Below are 21,073 nucleotides of genomic sequence, written 5' to 3'. Positions count from 1 at the left end.
TATGTCAGTCAAATCATGGGCTCTGCCGCTATTTCTTTGCACTGTGACCACGTCAGCATTGGCAGATCAAGGCGAGTACACAAAACACGAAGGTGATGAGTACGACTACCGTGCTACTCCACTCGCGAATCAGATTGCGGATCTGCAAGATGATGATAGAGACGGTGTTATCAATGCTCGCGATCTTTGTCCTGATACACCCAAAGGCTCTGAAATCGATAATGATGGCTGTGGCACCTTTGTCAAATCATCTCAGATGCAGCAATTACATATTCTGTTTGCCAATGACTCGAACTCGATTGAGCCTGCGTTTTTAACGCAAATCCGTCAAATGGCTGAGTTTTTGCAAACCTATCCTTCAACGTCGATTGAGTTACAAGGCTACGCGAGCAAAGTAGGCAGCGCAGAACATAACCTAGCACTCTCTAAGCAGCGTTCAGAAGCGGTTCGTGACCAATTACTGCGTTATGGTGTCGCGTCAAATCGCGTCAACATTGTCGGATATGGTGATAGCGTTCTGGAAGCAGAAGGTACCGATGATGTGAGTCACGCTCGTAACCGTCGCGTTACCGCAACGGTTGTTGGCTACAAAGGTGAAGTTGTCAAAGAGTGGACAATTTTCACGACACTTCCTATGTAATCACTACCTTCACACATAAAAAGCCGTGATTTCTCACGGCTTTTTTGTTGGTCTTTTTATTGACCATCGTCATCAAGGGTGAGTAATCCTAATCGCTTGACCTCACCGCTTCGAGTACAAAAAACATATGTACTCGCTATTCAATTGACCATAAAGATAGGGTGCGTTTGAAATCCTCATAGCCAAACTGGTTGATCTTCTGGATTTGGCCATTTTTGCGCTCACAATAAACCGACGGCATTTTCAGGCCATTGAACCAATTGAGTTTAACCATGGTATAACCCGCGCTGTCCAGGATATGCAGTTTCTGCCCGACCTGAAGCGGCTCATCAAACTTAGCCACACAGAACTGATCTCCCGCTAAGCAAGAACAAGAGCCAATCACATATTCGTGCTGTCCGTTGTCACAGGCTTCCAACACCGATGCAGGCTCTTTATAGATCAGCGTATCTAAGCGGTGCGCTTCCGTTGCGGAATCAACAATCGCGGTTTTCATCCCGTTTTCCACAATGTCTACCACTGTCACCACAAGATCCGTGGTTTTGGTAATGATCGCCTCACCCGGTTCTAGATAGAGCTGAACAGCGTGACGCTCAGCAAACGCTTTCAGTGCTGCGCCCAATTTCTCAACATCGTAACCTGGCCAAGTAAAGAAGACGCCCCCACCTAAACTCACCCAGTCTAATTTATCGAGATAACGACCAAAACGTTCGGAAATGGCATCCAGTAAGCCAATAAAGGCATCAACGTCTTTATTTTCACAGTTCATATGGAACATCACGCCATTAATCGAATCGAAGACACTTTCATCGATATGATCGGCCTGTACCCCTAAACGTGAAAACTGACGCGCGGGATTAGCAAGGTCTTGACCTGCATAGCTGACGCCGGGGTTGATACGCAAACCTAGCGATGCTTTGCCTTCCACAAGATGGCGATAAGCGGCCAGTTGCGATTGTGAGTTGAAGATCATTTTGTCACAAATATCAATGACTTCTTTTACATCCTCTTCACTGTAACCTACTGAGTAAGCATGAGTTTCACCACCGAAAGTTTCATAGCCCAGTTTCACTTCAAACGGACCCGAGCTGGTTGTGCCATCCAGATAGGGTTTGATGATGTCAAAAACACCCCAAGTTGAGAAACACTTCAGTGCCAACACCATCTTCACACCCGAAATTTCCTTCAGGTGCTTAGCAATTTCTAGGTTAGCGATGAGTTTTGCTTCATCAATCATGAAATATGGGGTTTTCAATTCGTCTTTTAGCATGTTTATTCCTATATCCTGCAATGTTTCCATTCATGCTTGTGATGGCAAATATCTCGATAACAAGAATGGAAAAACAGCCATAACCCTTCGGTTATAGCTGTTTAGAGTTAATCACTGAGGTTTTCACACTCAGCTTGCATTATTTCACCACTTGAATATCTGGCTGTCCGGGCTCCAGTTCCATGACATCCCAGCCTAGACCGATCGATGGCATCGTTTCTAGGAAAGGATCAGGATTAAGCTGCTCCATATTGAATACCCCCGGCTCTGCCCATTCACCACGGAAAAACTGCAATGCCGCGGTAATCGCAGGCACACCCGTTGTATAGGCAATCGCTTGGTGCTCAACATCATGGTAAGCCACTTCATGATCAGCATGGTTATAGATGAAAACGCTACGCGCTTTACCGTCTTTTTTGCCCTGTACCCAAGTACCAATGCAGGTCAGACCTTTGTATCCCGGCGCAAGCGATGTGGGATCAGGCAACATCGCTTTCAATACTTGCAGGGGCTTAACAACCGTTCCATCTTGCAGAGTCAGAGGCTCAGGGCTCAGTAAGCCAATATCACGCATCACATTGAAATAATTCAAGTAGCGATCACCAAAACCCATCCAGAACTCAATGCGCTTGGCAGGAATGAACTCTTTCAGCGAACGCAGCTCATCATGCGACATGGAGTACACTTTGAATTTGCCACATTTAGGGAAATCAAACTCCAACATCCGAGTATGGCAAGGGACGCGTTTCCACTCCCCTGCATCCCAATAGATGGAGTCACCCTGAATTTCCAATAGGTTGGTTTCAGGGTCAAAGTTAGTCGCAAACTTCTTGCCGTGATCGCCAGCGTTAATGTCTAAAACGTCAATGGTGTCGATGTCATCGAACAGATATTTCGCTGCGTAGGCCGCAAATACGCTGACTACACCCGGATCAAAACCTGCACTTAAAATCGCAGTGATACCAGCTTGCTTAAATTTGTCGCTAAACGCCCATTGTGCGTCATACGCCTCAGGTACTTGCTGGCCTTTTGAACAGAGATCGACCGAAACGGAGGTGTCCAAATAGGAAACTTTCGCTTGGTAACACGCTTCCATAATGGCAACGTTGACCCATGGTGGCCCAGCATTGATGACTAAATCTGGTTTTACTTCATTAATCAGTTTCACCAGTGATTCGATATCATCCGCGTTAACCTGACGCGCTTCTAGTTTCTTGGAAGAGTCTTTAAGGTTGTTTTTACCCTTAATCGACTCAATGATTTTTTCACACTTCGCAATAGAGCGAGACGCAATAGTAATATCACCCAGCACATCGTTGTTTTGTGCGGCTTTGTGCGCCACCACCCAACCAACACCGCCTGCACCAATCTGTAGAATAGACATAGTTCCTTTACCTTTAGTTCGCTAGCTCAGCAGCTAGAGCTTCAATTTTAGCCAGTAGAGAGTCGAAATCCGACATCGTCAAGCATGGGTTCAAGATTGTGAATTTTAAGGCCGTTTTGCCATCCACTATGGTTTCGCCAAGCACAGCGACACCACGTACCAGCGCCTGTAGACGAACGGCTTTGTTCAATTCATCCAGATCAGCAGCTTGTTCATTTACCGCGCGGAATAACACGGTAGACAAAGATGGTTCAGCTAAAAGCTCGAAGCTTTGATGCTGACGTACCAGTTCCGCCACCTGCAATGTTTGAGCGAGCAGGTGATCGTACATGGCGCCCAGTTGTTTAGGTCCCACGTTTTGCATGGTCATAAACACTTTAAGGGCATCAAAACGTTTGGTGGTCGAAATCGATTTATCGACTAAGTTTGGCAACGTATCGTGCTCACGGTTTAAATAGTCCGCATGGTGCAGCAGGTACTTAAAGTTATGCTTGTCTTTGAGCAGCAATGCACCACAGCTAATGGTTTGGAAAAAGAGCTTATGGAAATCCACACTGATGGATTGAGCGCGCTCGATGCCATTGAGGCGATCTTTATGGCTGCTCAAGATCAGCGCGCCGCCATAAGCACTGTCCACGTGCATCCACAGTGCGTGCTTCTCAGCCACATCGGCGATCGTCACCAGATCATCAATCGCACCATGGTCGGTAGTGCCTGCGGTACCCACAATGGCAAAGGGAATCAGCCCTTCAGCTTTGGCTTGTTCAACCACAGCTTCAAGCTTAGTCACATCCATCGTGCCATTAGGTAGTGCGTCAACAGCGAGAATCGCTTTCTCACCGAGGCCCATCCAAGATGCCGATTTTTGTACCGTGAAGTGAGATTTCTTCGAGCACACAATACGCAGTTTGTCCGCATACTCAGGCAGACCCAATTTCTGGATTGAATGACCACTGAGCTTATCGGCGATCCAGTCACGAGCCAGCATCAGGCCCATCTGGTTGCTTTGCGTGCCACCGCTGGTGAAAATACCGTCCGCTTGTGCGCCCAGTTCATACTTTTCACACATCCAATCCACCACTTTCTGCTCAACAAAGGTTGCTGCAGAAGATTGATCCCATGAGTCCATGGATTGGTTCAATGACGCAATAATGGCTTCAGCAACAACGGAAGGCATTAATGGTGGCGTGTGCAGGTGCGCGATACAGTCAGGGTGCTGCACCATGATCGAGTTTTTCGCGATCAACTCAGCTGTTTCAGAGATAACCTCTTTTAATGACGCATTTTTGTTATCCAGATCTACCGCGTAAATCGCTTCTTCTAGGACTTTAGGATCAAGGCCTGAATAAGGTGCTTTCACCTCTTCAAACACGGCTTTCATCGCAGCGGTCGTATGGTTCATCACTTGTGAGAACTCTTGGCTGCCCATGTGGCCAGTATGAATAAAGTGTTTTTTCCACTCTTGGTTAACTTGCTCAGGATCTTTTTTACCGCCGCCTGCAGCAAGAATCGCCTCTTCAAGCACACGTAACGCGAAATCGAGCTGTTCAAACGAGATAATAACTGGTGGCAAGAAACGAATCACGGAGCCATCACGGCCGCCCTTTTCTACCATCAAGCCGCGCTCAAGTGCCGCACGTTGAATCGCCAGTGTCAGTTGTGGTGCTGATTTTGGCTCACCAAACTTGTTCAGTTCACCACTCGGATCTTTTATCTCAAGACCGAGCATCAAGCCTTTACCACGTACTTCGGCAACACAGTTGACTCGGCTTTGGATTTTTTCTAGGCCAGCGCGTAGGTATTGACCCGCAATACGCGCGTGCTCAACGAGGTTATCACGCTGAATGATTTCAAGCGCTTTAGCGCCAGATACCATTGCAAGCTGGTTGCCACGGAAGGTTCCGGTGTGCTCGCCCGGACGCCATGTGTCGTGCTTTTTGTTGATAACCAGAATCGACATTGGTAAACCGCCGCCGATAGCTTTTGATAAACAAAGCACGTCAGGAATAATGCCAGACTCTTCAAATGCGAAGTTGTGGCCTGTTTTGCCTACACCACATTGGATTTCGTCAAAGATCAACAGGATGCCGTGCTCATCGCAAATACGGCGCAGTTCGCGCAACCAGAATGCTGGCGCAGGGATAACACCACCCTCACCTTGTACTGGTTCAACGATGATCGCAGCAGGTTTCATGATCCCCGCTTCATCATCATTCAGCAGACGTTCGATGTAGCGGATGCTCGCTTTCGCACCCTCATCACCCCCTAAACCAAACGGACAGCGTAAGCTGTACGGGAAAGGCATAAAGTGCACATCAGACATCAAGCCAGTACGGCGCGCTTTGGTATTGAGGTTACCCATCATCCCCATCGTGCCGTTAGTCATACCGTGGTAGGCACCACGGAAGGCAAACATGGTGTTACGACCCGTGGTTTGCTTGGCAAGCTTAATTGCAGCCTCAACCGCATCGGCACCCGATGGGCCACAGAACTGGATCACACAATCTTCACCCAAGGCCTTAGGCAAAAAGCCTTTCACTGTCTTGATGAAATGGGTTTTCGCTTCGGTTGCGATATCCAGAGTTTGGTATGGCAAACCAGAGTCGAGTTGTGCTTTCAGTGCTTGATTGATTTCTGGATGGTTATAACCGAGCACCAAAGTACCTGCTCCAGCTAAGCAATCCAAGAAAATCTGCCCACGCGTATCTTCCACCAAACAGCCATAGGCTTGCTTAATGGCAATAGGAATACGGCGTGGATAAGAACGCACTTCAGATTCATGCGCAGCTTGATCAAGCAGCACTTGGTCTGGAGTGAGATCGTAAAGACCGTCTAGCAACGGCACTTGAGTTGAAAACAGAGTTGCGATGTGGTTATCGACTTCAAAGGCTGTACTCATCTTTTTTCCCCTTGAGATGATTCGTTTCCGCCCTTCCGGTTTAGATTATGGAAATGGCGAATAGCAAAATGCTCCGCGTTTGCGCATAGGCAAATCGGAATGTAGGCCATCGATAAGATGACGAATTGCTAAATCAGAGAATCAAGGTTCAGTAATGCTACTGTCCTGTTGAACAGGGCATAAAGGAAGTACAAAGCTGATTAATGTGTATAAGTTAAGTGAGTTCAATGTTGGGTTTCCCATTCACATGCTGCCCCGCAGCAAGAGTATCCCGTCTATCGACAAAAGGACTTGTCGATACCTACCCTACGTGGTGTCACAATCAGCCTGAATGGTCACCACGCGTGTCCCCCAGAAGCTCAGTCCGAGATTGGCGCGAACCTTATCATAAAAAGAAAGTCAAGCGCAATCGTTTTTAATAATTATTCGCATCGGTTGCATAGCCTTATTGATATGAATGGTTATAAGGATTTCTGTATCTTACCTTCACTCTATATTCACAATTGAGCTGCAAATTAGGCACACTGTCATAGTGTGAACCTACAAAAAAGCCCCCGCATTGCGGAGGCTAGAATCGTTCAAAGCCTGATGAAATGATTACGCTTTTTTCAACGGCAAAGAGAGTCGCAGCAGAGAGTAACCAAGTACTGCGGCGGTGGTTGACCCCATTAAAATACCTAAGCGCGCATAAGTATCATAAGCTTCATTAGCTTGGCCAAAGGCCAGTGATGAAATGAAGATCGACATAGTAAAACCGATGCCACACAGTACCGATACTGCAAAAATATGCTTGAAGTTGATCCCTTCTGGCAGTTTTGCCACTCCGAGTTTGACGGCAGCCCAACTGAAGCTAAAAATGCCCAGTGGCTTGCCAAGGAACAGACCCAATGCCACTCCCAGTGGTAGCATAGAGGTTAGCCCCGCTAACGATACGCCTTGCAGTGAGATACCAGCATTGGCAAAAGCAAACACAGGTAAAATCGCAAAGGCAACATAGGGATGCAGCGCATGCTCAAGGTGTTTCAACGGAGAATGCTCACCTTTATTACCTTTCAGCGGGATAGCAAAACCGATCACAACCCCTGCCAATGTGGCGTGGACACCCGATTTTAATACGGCGATCCATAGAATGAGGCCTGCCACCAAATAAATACTCAATTTAGTGACGTGCTTGGCATTGAGCATAAACAGCACACCCGTCATGATAAAGCCGATGGTGAGTGCAATGGTTGATAAATCACTGCTGTAAAACAGAGCGATGATCACTACTACGCCAAGGTCATCAATGATCGCCAGCGCCAGCAGAAATACTTTCAAACTCACAGGCACACGCTTACCCAGTAGCGCCATGATCCCGAGCGCAAACGCAATATCGGTGGCCGCAGGAATCGCCCAACCTTGAATGGCAGCCGGATCGTTAAAATTGAACGCTACGTAGATCAGTGCTGGAGCGAGCATACCACCTACCGCAGCTATCGCCGGGAAGATTGCCGTTTCACGAGATTTCAGTGCCCCTTCTAGCAGTTCACGTTTGACTTCTAAGCCAATCAACAAGAAAAATACCGCCATTAGGCCGTCATTAATCCAGTGCGATACCGACATACCAAAGACATAGGTATGCAAAAAGGCTTGGTAGCCTTCACCCATTGCTGAATTAGCAATGACCATAGCGATTGCCGCGGCAATCACCAGAAGAATGCCCCCGGCAGATTCCATTTTGAAAAAATCTCGAATCATGTCAGACATAGGTTTGTCCTTAAATTATGTTAATAATTGATTAACAACAGAATGCCCCAGAGTGTAGCTAGGCTTGGTTCAATGGAAAAATCGATTGTAATGAGGCATAACTTCGGTTTTTCCGATCTGTAAGCGATTTAACTGTAAATTTAACCTAAATTGAGTATAGACAGTCTCAGTTTCATACCAAGTTCAAAAATAGTAACTGATTGTTTTATCTTGTTCTCATAACCAAAAAAGCGCTTAACGCGCCTTTTTGTCAAACCCTAAATAATCATCACAGGAAATTAATAGCCTGATAACTGCATAAAACCCGTCTGATTATGGCTACCAAGCACTTTAATGCGCCCTTCCCAATACGGAATTAAGAATGTCTGCCAAGCGTCTCGATCCAATGGCTCAATAGATACATTCACTTGATACTTAGGAATCGCTAACCGCCAACGTAGAGGGACTCGCTTTCCATTACTCAATGAAGAGGAGGAAAGCGCTTCGAGTTGAATATCCCGATTCAACAACGCGACACTCTTACCGTTGAGGTTATGCAGCATGCCGTACACAGAATCTGGCACTCCACGGTGGCGAAAGCGATTCACCGTCAACCACTGCTTATCATTGAGTGGGATGACGAAACTATCCGTGCCCGCCAGATCGTTAGCGACTAGCTCACTGCCCCACTCTTTACTCAACCAAGCGCGTCCGCGTACTCTCAATGCGGGTAGCTCAGGACTTACCACCAAATCGCCATGAACTGCGATATAGGGCAGTTGAAACTGGTAACTCGCAAGAGAAAGCAGTTCTTGTTTGACCTGATAACCGCGATCCCCCGATAACACATAAGGACCAAGCGCACGCAGTTGCAGATTTAGGGCGAAGTGATCAGTGCTGAGGTGCAAATTACCGGGTAAAGGTCCCATGCCCAATGAACGCCAAGTCCAGTTATCAATCCACATCCGAAAAGGCTGATCGCCCATTCCGGCTTGACCAATGCCGCCACGAGCTATTTTTTGATCGCGTAGGCTCACTTTCTTGCCATTAATCACGATAGAAGAAAAATAAAGCTGAGGCGTCTGCCATCCTAACGTATCACGCTCATCTTGCGCCAAACGCAAAAAATTCCATTGCACACTGAACGGATTGCCTTGTTCATCCTCCAGCAACGCGTATAGCTTCCACCACTCTTGTTCAAATTCAGGGCGAGAGGCAAAATCAGCCGGTAAACGAACGGGATGATTGGGTAAAACGGGTTCAAACACTGCCTGTACCGTCGAGTGTTCAGGATCAGCCGAGTGCAGTAACATGCTGTGATACTCATCCTGCTCATAGCCAATAAAGCCCACCACAAAAAACAGAGCGCCGAGGCAGAGCCATACCCAAGGTTTCAAGCGCAAACGAAAGCGGCGCATTTACAAAGCCTCTCGCAGTGATTTCATCGGTGATTTTCTTGCCAAACGAATAATTGGCAAAGCGCCCGCCAAAATTAAAGCCATCATAGACCACACCACTGTGTACACATACTCTCCCGGCACCATTTGCAACTGCATAGTCCATCCAAACGAATGCTTGATCACCACATCAATCACTAATTTGGCCAAAGTTAATCCCAAGGGCAGTGCAATCAATAAAGAGATAGCGCCGAAAACAAATAACTGCATACCGCCGATCAGCACTAGCTCTTTACCTGACACACCAAGGCAACGCAACAAAGAGATATGGCGTAAACGCGATGTTTCTCCCGCTAGAGTTGAGAAGAAAATGCCACAGACGGCGATAAATAAGGTGATATTGCCCAGCGTTCCAGCAATCGAAAACGTGCGATCAAAAACCCGCATCGCATGGCTATGAATATTGGTGTTATCAAAGATACGATCCGCATCCAGCCTAAAAATGGTATCAAGGCGCTTTTTGACGCTTTCTCCGGTGAGCCCTTCTTTGAGCACAACCGCCAAGGCCACGTTGCCAGTGCCGGCAAAGGCTTTCATCCAGTTTTGATGGGACATCATCACTTGATGATAAGGATTACCGTAATCGTAATAGACCCCAAAAACCGCCCACCCCGAGCCCATCGGCTCCGGTAAGTCGATCAGGTCACCGGGACGAATCCCGAGCTTCAACGCCATCGATTCACTGATCATTACCCCCCGCGCATGATGCAAATGGTACCAATAATTAGGCACGCCCAGTTTGACGGTGAGTGAGTCTAGCTCACCATCCGAAGCGCCCGTACTGACGATTTGTACTGGCCCGTGTTGCGATGCGAAATCTTTTTCCCAACGCCACCAAACCGCGTCAACTTCAGGTTGCTGGCCAAGCCATTGGCTCATACGAGAAGCGACACTGTTACTCGGATAAAGGTAGATATCGGCCGCAAGGCGCTGGCTCAGCCAGCGATCTGTGGTGTCTCGGAAACTGCCGACCATGGTTTCAACACCAATATTGGCTGCTAAAGCGACCATAAATGCCATCGTGGCGACACCACGATAACTCATACTCGCAGCGGCATCGGCAAAAAACCAACGTACTTTGACCCAGCGCAGCGTGTAAGAAAAGCTGGTGAATAACGTCCAGATAATGTAGGGAGTAAACAGCGCAACACTCAGCAGCATTAAGCCAATAATCGCAAACCCTGATTGCTGACTTTTCGGGGCTTGATAAATCGCGACCGCCGCCACACACAAAGCACAGGCCAATAGCGCTTGTAGCTTAAACTCTTTCCCCGCAAAGCGAACCAGTGACAGGCGTGCCGATAAACGAATGGGTTGAGAACGCAACAAACGCACCAAAGGCCATGTACAAGAAGCAAAGGCCGCCAATAGTGCCATCAAAAGACTGTAACTGCTCCATGACCAATCCCAACCAATCGCTAAGTCCACATTGGCGTTATACAGATAACCCAAACTGCTCGCGACAGATGGAATTAATTGATTGGCAAGCAGTAAACCCAAGACGTTACCGCATACCCAACTCACCAATACCAATAGCAAAAGTTCAATCAGCAATGCTTTGGCCAGTTGCCAACCATTAACACCAATTTGCCTTAGCGTGCCCACCAAAGGCTGACGCTGCACCATGGACAGTGACATCGCTTGATAGAAAATAAAGATACCGACTAAAAAGGCCAACATGCCCATCGCGGTTAAGTTGAGATGGAAAGCTTGCGTTAAAGACTCCAACTCTGAACGTGTACTGCGGGTGAGCGTTAAGCCATTGGGCAAGCTTTTTTTCAGTTTATCGAGCTTGGCCGGTGGCATATCCGCACACGCGATCACCGTCAATCCAGAGCCTTTTTTGAGCATACGGACCAAGGATAAATCGGCCACCACTCGCATTCCAGTCACTTGGTTATGTCTATCAATCACAATCGGGCCAAGCTGAGAACCATCCGTCAGCGCAATGTAGTCCCCTTCTTGCCAATCTTGCAGTTTGGCTAACTCTTGGCTCACCATGACAGGATATGGTGGGTTCATCAGTTGCAAACCACTTTTTTGTTGAGCTAAGGGTTTGCCGTTGTCGAGAGAGAGTAAAGCGACGGGATCAACCCCTTGTAAAATCAGATCTAAACCTGATGTAGTACTAAAACGGTAATCATCGAAAGGAACACACTGCTGAAAACCGTCACGACGTAACTGAATATATAAGCCTTGCGGAATTTTATTAGCAATATGCTTGGAGCGGATACGATAGGGTAAAGGATTAGAAAATAGCTTCTCACCATGCTCATAACTTTGTCTGGCATGATGGTTAATGGCTGTAACGCCCACCAATAGAGAGACACCGAGAGTCAGGCCAAGCCAGACCAGACAAATCTGTAATGGATAGCGACGATAATGACCCAATAGCGCCTTAACTACGGGCCATAACATGCAGCTGTCCTCCTTGCAGACGAATACAGCCATCCATGTGCTGCGCAACTTTTTCACTGTGCGTCACCAAAAGCAAGGCACAATTGAGCTGACGAGTCAGAGTCGTGAGCAAGCGCATTACCGCTTCGGCATTGCGTTCATCTAAACTGCCGGTCGGCTCATCAGCAAGTAAAATTTTCGGTTCCATATACAAAGCGCGCGCAATCGCCGCTCTTTGTTGTTGACCACCAGAGACCTCTTCTGGGTAGCGACCCAGCAAAGGCATGAGATCGAGAGCCGACAGAATTTGTCGCCACAAACCGGCATCTTCAGGTAAACCTTTCAGTTGACGACAGAAACGAATGTTATCGGCAATATTGAGTGTGGGTAGCAAGTTATATTGCTGGAAAATTTGGCCAATATTGTCACGACGAAATGCCGTGCGATGGTGCTCAGAAGTGTGATGCATGGGAAATCCGGGAAACCAGATTTCCCCCGAGTCAGCACTATCCAGACCAGCGATCAAGTTCAGCAGAGTACTTTTACCAGAGCCACTCTCGCCCATGAGCGCCAACTGATCGCCTTGGTTCAACGTCAACTCAGCTCCCTGCAAAACGGGATGAAATTCATCACCATCTACATAGCCTTTGCATAGGTCTATTAGCTGTAACATCGAACCACTCATTGCCGAAAATGAAACCGGACACAGAATCTACACCAAAACCCTAAGCGGAGAAAGTATTTTGGCTAGCAGATCACACTATATGCATTAATTTGCACCAATCGAACGATGAGTGTCTAATTTTCAATCAAATTCTGCATCCACTTCTTGCTTTTCATGCGGTGTAGTGAGCCAAACCACTTCACCACTTCTTCAGTCAAAAACAGCAGGTAAATCCACTCCGGTTCGACCTTTAACACTAGCGCAGCAAAGGCGGCTAACGGGATACCAATACACCACTGCGCGACGATGTCTTGGCCGAGACAGAATTTAACATCGCCACCCGCGCGCAACACGCCAACGATCGCGGTCATCGGGAATGAACGCAGCACGATACCTAAGCACAAGATCAGCATAAATTTTTCTGATAACTCGCGCGTTTCAGGGGTTAACGCCGTAAACGCACCAAGCACCGGAATTTGCACCAGATACAGACCAATCGCGACAACAATACCGACCAGCACACTGCATGCGGTTACACCTATCGCTTGGTAGTACACCGCTTCATAGTTTTTCGCGCCAAGTTGATTGCCCACCAAGACTGCCGCCGCAGTAGACATGCCAATCAGTAAACTCAGGGAAATCGATTCAACCGGAGTCATGACGGATAGCGCAGCTAGCCCCTGAACCCCCGTCTGCCCCATGATAGCGTGGTAGGTAAATAAACCAGCAGCCCAGATCAGGAAGTTAAACGTGGTGGGTAATGACAAACGTAGAAAACGGCTGATTTTCGGCAAATCGATGACCGCTTTGATGTCCTGTAGACCAAAGGCCATTAAATGTTTTTTGCCATACAAGTAACTGTACAAACAAGCAATTTCAATCGCACCACTCAACACGGTGGCAATCGCCGCCCCTTGGATACCCATCGCTGGGAATCCAAATTTACCGAAAATTAAGATCCAGTTCAGTACTACGTTAGACACAATGCCAATACCGCTGAAAAACGTGCTTACCCCGGGCTTATGCATCGCGCGAAGTCCTACTGCCATACTGCTAACACAGGCCACCGCAAACATAGTGAACGAGGTGATGATCAGATATTGACTACCCAGCGCATTAACTTGCTCCGAATCGGTCGTTAACGACATGATTTGCTGTGGGAAAAACAGGAACAGCAATACCGTGAAAAAGGCAAAGAAGTTCGAGACTAACCAAGTCAGTGCCGTACTTTCACGCACACCTTTGCGATCGCCCGCCCCCCAATATTGCGCCGTGAGCAGTGCGCCGCCTGTGGTCACGCCCACCAGCATAATAGTAGTCACAAAGGTCGCTCGTGCCGCGACACCCACAGCGGCAATTTCGGCCTCTCCCAGTTGCCCGAGCATTAGCACATCGACCAAACCGCGGCTGGAGAACATGATATTTTGTAGCGTGATCGGCAGAGCAATCGCGATCAAGCGGCGGAAGAAATCCCCTCTCATGTGGGATAAAACTTGAGAGACAACAGACACAGTATCACTCCAAAGTGTGAGGACTCCCTATTACCTGTTAAGGTTAAGGACATAGTAGGCAGAAAAAACAGCCGTTATTATACTCACGCACGCATAAGCACAACAAACGATTAAAAAGGACCGTCGGATGAAAAAGGTATTAGTGTTAGGTGCATCAGGTTATGTAGGGGCGCAGTTGCTGCCACTGCTACTGAATGCGGGATACCATACCACGGCCGCCTCTCGTCATATCGAGACATTGCATGCGCGCTTGCCCACTCATCCCAACTTAACTCGGCTCACGCTGGATTTAGCGAATCGTCAGAAAACGCTCGCCACCATCCCCAATTATGATTTGGTCTTTTTCTTGGTTCATGGCATGGCGCATGGCGGGGATTTTGTCGATTACGAGCTTTCATTGGCGCAAAACGTAAAAGACGCGCTCGATCTTGCGCATAGCCAAGTACAACATGTGATCTATTTAAGCTCGCTACAACCGGAGTCTGGTCGCTCCCCTCATTTACAAGCGCGTTACGCTACTGGGCAGATACTGCGCCAGTCACGTGTCCCGATCACGGAACTGAGAGCGGGGGTTATCATCGGCCCTGGCTCGGCTGCATTCGAAATCATGCGCGATTTTGTCTACAACTTGCCAGTACTCATTACGCCTAAATGGGTTGACTCCCAAGCCAATCCGATTGCTCTGGCTAATCTCAACACCTATTTACTGAAATTTGCCGAAGAGCAGCCAAAGATGCATCAGACGTTTGAGCTTGGCGGGCCTGATGTCCTCAGCTATCGCGAACAGTTTCAGATTCTGTGCGAATTGACCGGGAAACCCTATCGCTTATGGTCGACGCGCTTTCTCACTCCAAGTATGGCTTCACGCTGGCTCGGTATGGTGACTTCGGTGCCAAGCTCGATTGGACGCTCGCTGCTGGAAGGGTTAACACATGATTTTATTGCCGACACCCAAGCGATTGAAGCACGCTATCCACAGCCATTGATCGCCTATCGAGAAGCGGTCAAAGCGGCGATCAGCAGTGAAGGAACCTTTGTGCGTAGCCAAGTATGGGGATTTGACCCTCACGCCATTGTCCGTTGGCAACCGGGTTTTGGTTATTACCCCAAGCAAGCGGGGGCCAGCATCGAAACCGAGTTAAGCAGCCATGTGCTGTGGAAAGTCATCCGCACTATAGGCCGCCGCGATCAAGGGTATTTTTTTGCCAATATTCTGTGGCGTACTCGTGAATGGTTGGATGTGCTGTTTGGTGGTGGTAAGCCGATTCGTCGCTATCCCGCTGGTGCTGAGCTCGCAGTGGGAGATTATATCGACTCTTGGAAGGTGATCCGCTGCCAACCGCAGCAGTTTTTGTCCTTACTGTTTGGTATGAAAGGCCCGGGGCTAGGACGTTTGGAATTTACCATCGATGATTTGGGCGATAAGCGACGCCTGAATGTAACGGCGTGGTGGCATCCACAAGGTTTTCTCGGCTTGATGTACTGGTATGCCATGATGCCAGCCCATCTGTTTATCTTTCGTGGCATGGTAAAAGCCATCATAAAAAAATCCCGCCGAGATTAAGCGACGGGATGAGGTTTTCCTGCAGTCAGGCTTTTGAGCGCCGTTTTTCAAACTGATCTAACTGAGCTCTTTAGCTAGCACGAAAAGTTAGTTAGCACGAAAAGAAATCGGAATTTCCGCCAACTGAGTACCTTGGTTGGCGGGGAAAATCAGGTACTCACCATGGTATTTCACATTCGATTTGTAATCGGTTTGCTTGTGTACCATAAATCCCGCCGCAAAGGCTTTCTCAATAAAGCCAGCGTGGTAACCGCGCACAAACCAGTTCATTGGTTTCACTAACCGTTCACCATCAAAACAAGCTTCACACTGCACAGAGCAAAGAGCCAATGAATTCTGGCCGTCAGTAAAAATCTGCACTTTTCCTGCATTGACTAACGGCTCAGAGGTGGAAACTTCCCAACCTGCTTGCTCCATCTCATCCAAAAACGCTTCGATTTGTTTATCGGTTATCGGTGTGTGCTCTTGCTCTGCAAAAAAATGCGCGTAATACGCGGAGATGCGTTGAAAGGTCGGTAACAGTTGTGATTCTGTCCCTTTTGAGCGCCCCGCTTTCTGCCACTGAGTTAAATCATCACCCACGCAGCGGTGAAACCGTTGTGCTTTTAGTGCTTTCGTCACCCAATGCACTAAAAAATGGTTGTTAGCCACTGGCGCATTGGCAAGCTTGCCCGCTTTATGTTCGGCCTCTAATTCTGCCAGTGCAGTATTGACCACATTTTGAATTTCTAAATGGTAATTCGCCATTACGCTTTTCTTCCTAACGTCCAGTAAAAGGCACCTGATAACACAGAACAAGCCGCCATCACAAATATCATTGGCCATGTTTCAGTACCCGGCAACGCTGCCACGACAGCGCCAATGATTGAGCCCGTACCAAAACGCAATGTGCCCGCTAATGATGAAGCGGTTCCCGCCATACGCGGGTATTTACTCAGCAACAACCCCATCGAGTTACTGCCAATGGTTGAGATTGTACCGACAAACAACACCACGAATGGTACGGTTCCCCATAATCCCCAATCCAGAACCCAGCTAACAAACAGACCAATCCCCGCCATCAACTGTAAAAAGAGTGCGAAGCGTAGCATGTTGTGTGAGCCGATTTTTTTGACAAAACGGCCATTGATCGTAGTCAGCGCAATCATCGCAACAATATTAAGGCCAAACAGGTATCCGAAACCGTCTGGGCTAACACCATAAATATCGATGTACACAAAGGCACCGGCTGTCAAAAACGCGAACATACCCGCAAACGAAAATGCGCCAGAGAAAATCAGCCCCATAGCTACAGGGTTTTTGCACAAATCAAAATAGTTGCGCATGGTGCTACGAAAACGCAGCGGCTGACGATTTTCAGGGCTCAGCGTTTCTGGAATTTTCCACATCACCATCGCGATAACGAGTGCCGCAAACAACGCCAGCACCCAGAAGATAGAACGCCAGCCAAACCAAATCGCCAAATGTCCACCGATCATGGGGGCTACCAAGGGAGCCAAGGTCACCACTAAAGTGACAAACGACATTGCCCGCGCAAAATCTTCGCGGTCAAACATATCGCGTACCACCGCTTGAATGACCACGGCCGCCGCCGCACCCGCAAAACCTTGCGCGGCACGAATGTAGGTTAAGGCTTCAATACCATTGGTCGTCGCGCTCACCATAGCGGCAATACCAAAGAGGAAGATACCGCACAGCATCACCGGACGGCGACCAAAGCTATCGGCCAGCGGACCATGCAGCAATTGCCCAATGGCAAAGCCTGCCGTATAGGCAGTTAGAGTAATTTGCACCGCACCAGCGTTAACGCCGAAATCACGGGCAATGGTCGGCATGGCCGGCAAATACATATCGATCGCCAGCGGTGTCAACGCACCGAGTGCACCGAGCACAATATAAAGCAACAAACTCATTTGCGGTGTTTGTTGGGTATTCACGGTTGAGGTAGACATACTTCTCCGTAGAGTTAAATTGAGTTTTTCGCGTACACCCATAAGTGTATGCGAATTAGAGATTGCTTGATGAGGCAATAAAACGTGGGAGGACTTAACGCTTAGATTCAGCGCTAAGCCCTATCGGTCTATACCCTTCCTACTTAAGCTGCAGCGATGTTGGTTACGTGCTTTCACCCCAATCACATAGTCTTTCTATGCTTAGGGGGACTCACTTGCCGCCTACCTGCAACTCCAAGTTGTTTGGGTATATGATCTTAATAATCGCCGCGATTAACTAGTGCTAATTCAGAAACAATCTATTTCCTAAATCTTGGTTTATTTCCAGATTGAGGTCACTTCTTCTTCCGTCAAATAGCGGTATTCCCCCGGTTCAAGGGTTTCATCTAAGGTAATCTGACCAATACGTTCACGATGTAACCCTATGACTTTGTTACCTAAAGCGGCAAACATACGCTTCACTTGGTGATACTTTCCTTCATGGATGGTCAATAGCACTTCCGTTTCACTGATCACCTCCAGTTGCGCGGGCAAAGTCAGCTCACGTTCACCACGCAATTCAATACCTCGGTTAAATTGCTCTGCGTAATCAGTTTGAATGGGGTCCGCCAACCACACGCGGTAGGTCTTCTCGCACTTATGTTTTGGTGACGTGACTCGGTGCGACCATTGCCCATCATCAGTGATCAGCAGTAAACCTGTGGTATCGACATCCAAGCGGCCTGCAAAGTGCAGATCTTGAATATTAACTTCATCAAGCAAGGTAAACGCCGTTTGGTTAAAACCATCTTCATGTGAACAGACCACGCCATCTGGTTTGTGCATCATGATGTAACGCGGACCATGCAACGTAATTTCACGGCCTTGCCACTCAACACGTGACGCCTCTTTGAGTTTGAACGCACCACTTTTTTGCACCACATCATCGACGGTCACTTCACCACTTTTGAGAAGTTGAGTGGCCTCTTTGCGCGTTGTACCGAGCGCATCACACAGGAATTTGTCTAAACGCATGCTTACCTCATCTGCTGGAAGTCGGCTATTATACAGACCTCACACAATAATTACCCAGCGCAATTGCTTGCGGCCGACATCAAACGATGCAAAAGCCGTCAATTGCCCAGATAACCTCGGTAACTCCCAGCGGATGTATACGTTACGACCTTATCAAGCCGACTCAGTGAAAGCCGTCGTGCACTATTTTCGCCAGCACTCTACCCCCGCTGTGATTGTGCTTCCGACCGGCGCAGGAAAAAGCTTAGTGATCGCAGAGCTTGCGCGCCTTGCCCGTGGCCGCGTATTGGTGTTGGCCCATGTCAAAGAGTTGGTTGAGCAAAACCACGCCAAATATGAAGGCTATGGCTTAACCGGCGCAATTTTTTCCGCAGGCTTGGGGCGCAAAGAAACCGATCAACAAGTGGTGTTTGCCTCAGTGCAATCGGTGGTGCGCAACTTATCTGAGTTCCAAAACCAGTTCTCTTTATTGGTAATTGATGAGTGCCACCGCGTCCCCGATGACAAAAACAGCAGTTATCAAAAAGTGATCACCCATTTGCTGGAACTCAATCCGGGCATGAAAGTGCTCGGACTGACCGCAACCCCCTATCGGCTCGGGATGGGATGGATTTACCAGTATCACACCCGTGGTTTAGTGCGCAGTGAAGAGCCGCGTTTTTTCCGCGACTGTATTTTTGAGCTACCCGTTCACTATTTATTGGATGAAGGTTTTCTCACCCCCGCTCAATTGATTGATACCCCCGTCATGAGCTATGACTTTTCGCAGTTGAAACCGGCCAATACCGGGCGCTATCGTGAATCAGAACTCGACTTGGTGATTGAGCAATCACAGCGCGCCACTCCGCAAATTGTTGCCCAGATCATTGAGCTTGCTAAAGCGCGACAAGGGGTGATGATTTTTGCAGCGACCGTGCGTCACGCCGAAGAGATCTACCGTTTACTGCCTAACGAACACGCTGCTTTAGTGATTGGTGATACCCCGACGCCAGAGCGTGATCGCATCATCCAAGCGTTCAAACAGCAACAGATTAAGTTTTTGGTCAATGTTTCCGTACTCACCACCGGATTTGATGCGCCACATGTCGATTTGATTGCGATTTTAAGGCCAACAGAATCGGTCAGTCTCTATCAACAAATTGTCGGCCGCGGGCTACGCCTTGCGGCGGGCAAATCCGACTGTTTGGTGCTCGACTATGCGGGTAATCAGTACGATCTGTATCAACCTGAAGTGGGCGATCCGAAACCCGATTCAGACAGCGAAATCATCACCATTCCCTGCCCCGCTTGCGGTTTTAACAATAACTTTTGGGGCAAGCTGGATGCGAACGGCTTTCTGATTGAGCACTATGGCCGCCGCTGCCAAGGCTATTTCACCGATGATGAGACGGGTGAGCGCGAGCATTGTGGCTACCGTTTTCGTGCGAAATACTGCAATGAATGTGGTGCGGATAACGACATCGCCGCACGCATCTGCCATGAGTGTAACGCCACGTTAGTGGACCCCGATAAGAAACTCAAAGAGGCACTCAATCTTAAAGATGCGCTGGTGTTTGAATGTTCCGACATGAGCCTAAAAGTTCATAAAGATGCCAAAGGGAAAAGCCAGCTTCAAGTGACTTACCACGGGCAAGATGCGGTGCAAGTACACCAATTTTGGTCACTAGGCACGCCACGCCAAAAGCAGCAATTTCACGACCAATTTGTACGTCCACATCTGGCTGACAAACATCGGCCTTTTGAGGCAGCAACGCCCGCCAAAGTCGTGGATCATCAGCACCGTTTTCGGCCCCCCCTGTTTGTGATTGCGCGAAAATCGGGCCGCTTTTGGACCATTCGAGACAAAGTATTTGCCGATGAGTTCGTCTCCCCAACCGAAGTTCACTTATCAAACCGAGCTTATACCCTTCCTACTTGAAGCTGCAGCGGTGTTGGCTACGTTCGCTCACCCCAATCACATAGTTTATCTATGCTCATGGGGGTTCACTCTCTTGCCGCCTACCTGCAACTCCAAGTAGTTTTGGTATAGACAAACCAAAATTAGACAGAGAGTGGGAAAGCCGAGACTAGGCAAACCCAAAGCAGACGTTCATCATCTAAACCATAGCGATGGGGTTTCGCAATTCACTTTCTGTTCATTTTTATCTCGTTATACTCGGCAACAGATTCAACATTCAGGTATTGACTATGCAGATTTTTCGTATGCAGCAGAGACCGCAAGCCAGCCTCCTACTCCTATTGTTGTTGCTAGGGTTTGCACTGCCCACTCACGCTGATAACAAGGTGCGAGACTGGGAACAAGGCTCGTATCGTGAAGGGACGCAAATTGAAATTGATGAAGACCAAGATGACGTTTATCGCGCCGTCCAAAAAGGGTTGATTCGCCCTTTTGCAGAACTCTATGCCACGGTCGATCAGCAGTTGAATGGGCGTTTGATCAAAGTCGAGCTTGACGAAGATGACGATGAGTGGATTTATGAGCTGAAATTGGTGTATGACAATCAAGTCTTTCGTGTCGAATACAACGCCGCTACGTTGGAGCTGATGTCCATTCGCGGACGTAATGTGATTCGTGCTATCAAAAAATAATCGAGCA

General features: G+C 48.2%; 15 protein-coding genes. 4 read left to right on the top strand and 11 right to left on the bottom strand.

The window, feature by feature from the left end; genetic code table 11:
• The first annotated feature begins 1 nt into the window (after position 1).
• On the top strand, positions 2-640 hold the full coding sequence (locus CEQ48_RS10960) for an OmpA family protein (protein ID WP_089071260.1): 639 nt from the start codon (positions 2-4) through the stop codon (positions 638-640).
• Positions 641-776: 136 nt separating this feature from the next.
• Here the strand turns inward: CEQ48_RS10960 and nspC are convergent, their stop codons facing one another.
• The 8 genes from nspC to CEQ48_RS10915 form a co-directional block, all read right to left on the bottom strand.
• Positions 777-1,910, bottom strand: a complete 1,134-nt coding sequence (gene nspC, locus CEQ48_RS10955) for a carboxynorspermidine decarboxylase (RefSeq protein WP_198301262.1) — start codon at positions 1,908-1,910, stop codon at positions 777-779.
• A gap of 139 nt (positions 1,911-2,049) precedes the next feature.
• Complete coding sequence (locus CEQ48_RS10950) at positions 2,050-3,294, bottom strand: carboxynorspermidine synthase (protein WP_089071258.1); 1,245 nt, start codon at positions 3,292-3,294, stop codon at positions 2,050-2,052.
• Positions 3,295-3,307: 13 nt separating this feature from the next.
• On the bottom strand, positions 3,308-6,193 hold the full coding sequence (locus tag CEQ48_RS10945) for a pyridoxal phosphate-dependent class III aminotransferase (RefSeq protein WP_033931039.1): 2,886 nt from the start codon (positions 6,191-6,193) through the stop codon (positions 3,308-3,310).
• A 597-nt stretch (positions 6,194-6,790) separates the two neighbouring features.
• On the bottom strand, positions 6,791-7,939 hold the full coding sequence (gene nhaA / locus CEQ48_RS10935) for a Na+/H+ antiporter NhaA (RefSeq protein ID WP_089071257.1): 1,149 nt from the start codon (positions 7,937-7,939) through the stop codon (positions 6,791-6,793).
• 278 nt (positions 7,940-8,217) lie between these two features.
• Positions 8,218-9,336 carry a lipocalin-like domain-containing protein gene (locus tag CEQ48_RS10930; RefSeq protein WP_089071256.1) on the bottom strand — a complete coding sequence of 373 codons (1,119 nt, stop codon included), beginning with the start codon at positions 9,334-9,336 and terminating at the stop codon, positions 8,218-8,220.
• On the bottom strand, positions 9,337-11,793 hold the full coding sequence (locus tag CEQ48_RS10925) for an ABC transporter permease (RefSeq protein WP_181722605.1): 2,457 nt from the start codon (positions 11,791-11,793) through the stop codon (positions 9,337-9,339).
• A complete protein-coding gene (locus CEQ48_RS10920) occupies positions 11,774-12,445 on the bottom strand; it encodes an ABC transporter ATP-binding protein (protein ID WP_000939696.1) in 672 nt (223 codons plus the stop codon). The genes CEQ48_RS10925 and CEQ48_RS10920 overlap by 20 nt, the downstream gene beginning before the upstream one ends.
• Before the next feature lie 125 nt (positions 12,446-12,570).
• A complete protein-coding gene (locus CEQ48_RS10915) occupies positions 12,571-13,947 on the bottom strand; it encodes an MATE family efflux transporter (RefSeq protein ID WP_089071254.1) in 1,377 nt (458 codons plus the stop codon).
• Positions 13,948-14,074: 127 nt separating this feature from the next.
• Here CEQ48_RS10915 and CEQ48_RS10910 point away from each other — a divergent pair, with 127 nt between their 5' ends.
• Positions 14,075-15,511: a DUF2867 domain-containing protein gene (locus CEQ48_RS10910; RefSeq protein WP_089071253.1), complete on the top strand. Its 1,437-nt coding sequence runs from the start codon at positions 14,075-14,077 to the stop codon at positions 15,509-15,511.
• Positions 15,512-15,598: 87 nt separating this feature from the next.
• Here CEQ48_RS10910 and CEQ48_RS10905 read toward each other — a convergent pair whose 3' ends face one another.
• The 3 genes from CEQ48_RS10905 to rsuA form a co-directional block, all read right to left on the bottom strand.
• Positions 15,599-16,258 carry a DUF2913 family protein gene (locus CEQ48_RS10905; RefSeq protein WP_198301261.1) on the bottom strand — a complete coding sequence of 220 codons (660 nt, stop codon included), beginning with the start codon at positions 16,256-16,258 and terminating at the stop codon, positions 15,599-15,601.
• The gene (locus CEQ48_RS10900; RefSeq protein WP_000108083.1) at positions 16,258-17,463 is read right to left on the bottom strand and encodes a Bcr/CflA family multidrug efflux MFS transporter; all 1,206 of its coding nucleotides are present in this window, start codon (positions 17,461-17,463) and stop codon (positions 16,258-16,260) included. Before CEQ48_RS10900 ends, CEQ48_RS10905 begins: the two co-directional genes overlap by 1 nt.
• Before the next feature lie 318 nt (positions 17,464-17,781).
• Positions 17,782-18,477 carry a 16S rRNA pseudouridine(516) synthase RsuA gene (gene rsuA / locus CEQ48_RS10895; protein WP_089071251.1) on the bottom strand — a complete coding sequence of 232 codons (696 nt, stop codon included), beginning with the start codon at positions 18,475-18,477 and terminating at the stop codon, positions 17,782-17,784.
• 133 nt (positions 18,478-18,610) lie between these two features.
• Between rsuA and radD the strand changes: the two genes are divergently transcribed.
• Together radD and CEQ48_RS10885 are read left to right on the top strand one after the other, a co-directional pair.
• Positions 18,611-20,395, top strand: a complete 1,785-nt coding sequence (radD, locus tag CEQ48_RS10890; RefSeq protein ID WP_089071250.1) for a DNA repair helicase RadD — start codon at positions 18,611-18,613, stop codon at positions 20,393-20,395.
• 269 nt (positions 20,396-20,664) lie between these two features.
• Positions 20,665-21,066: a PepSY domain-containing protein gene (locus CEQ48_RS10885; RefSeq protein WP_001165432.1), complete on the top strand. Its 402-nt coding sequence runs from the start codon at positions 20,665-20,667 to the stop codon at positions 21,064-21,066.
• Positions 21,067-21,073 lie beyond the last annotated feature (7 nt).

Source organism: Vibrio tarriae, from assembly GCF_002216685.1.
GTDB classification, from domain to species: domain Bacteria; phylum Pseudomonadota; class Gammaproteobacteria; order Enterobacterales; family Vibrionaceae; genus Vibrio; species Vibrio tarriae.
Note: the sequence above shows the minus strand (reverse complement) of the source record. Positions and strands in the feature narration are given on the sequence as shown.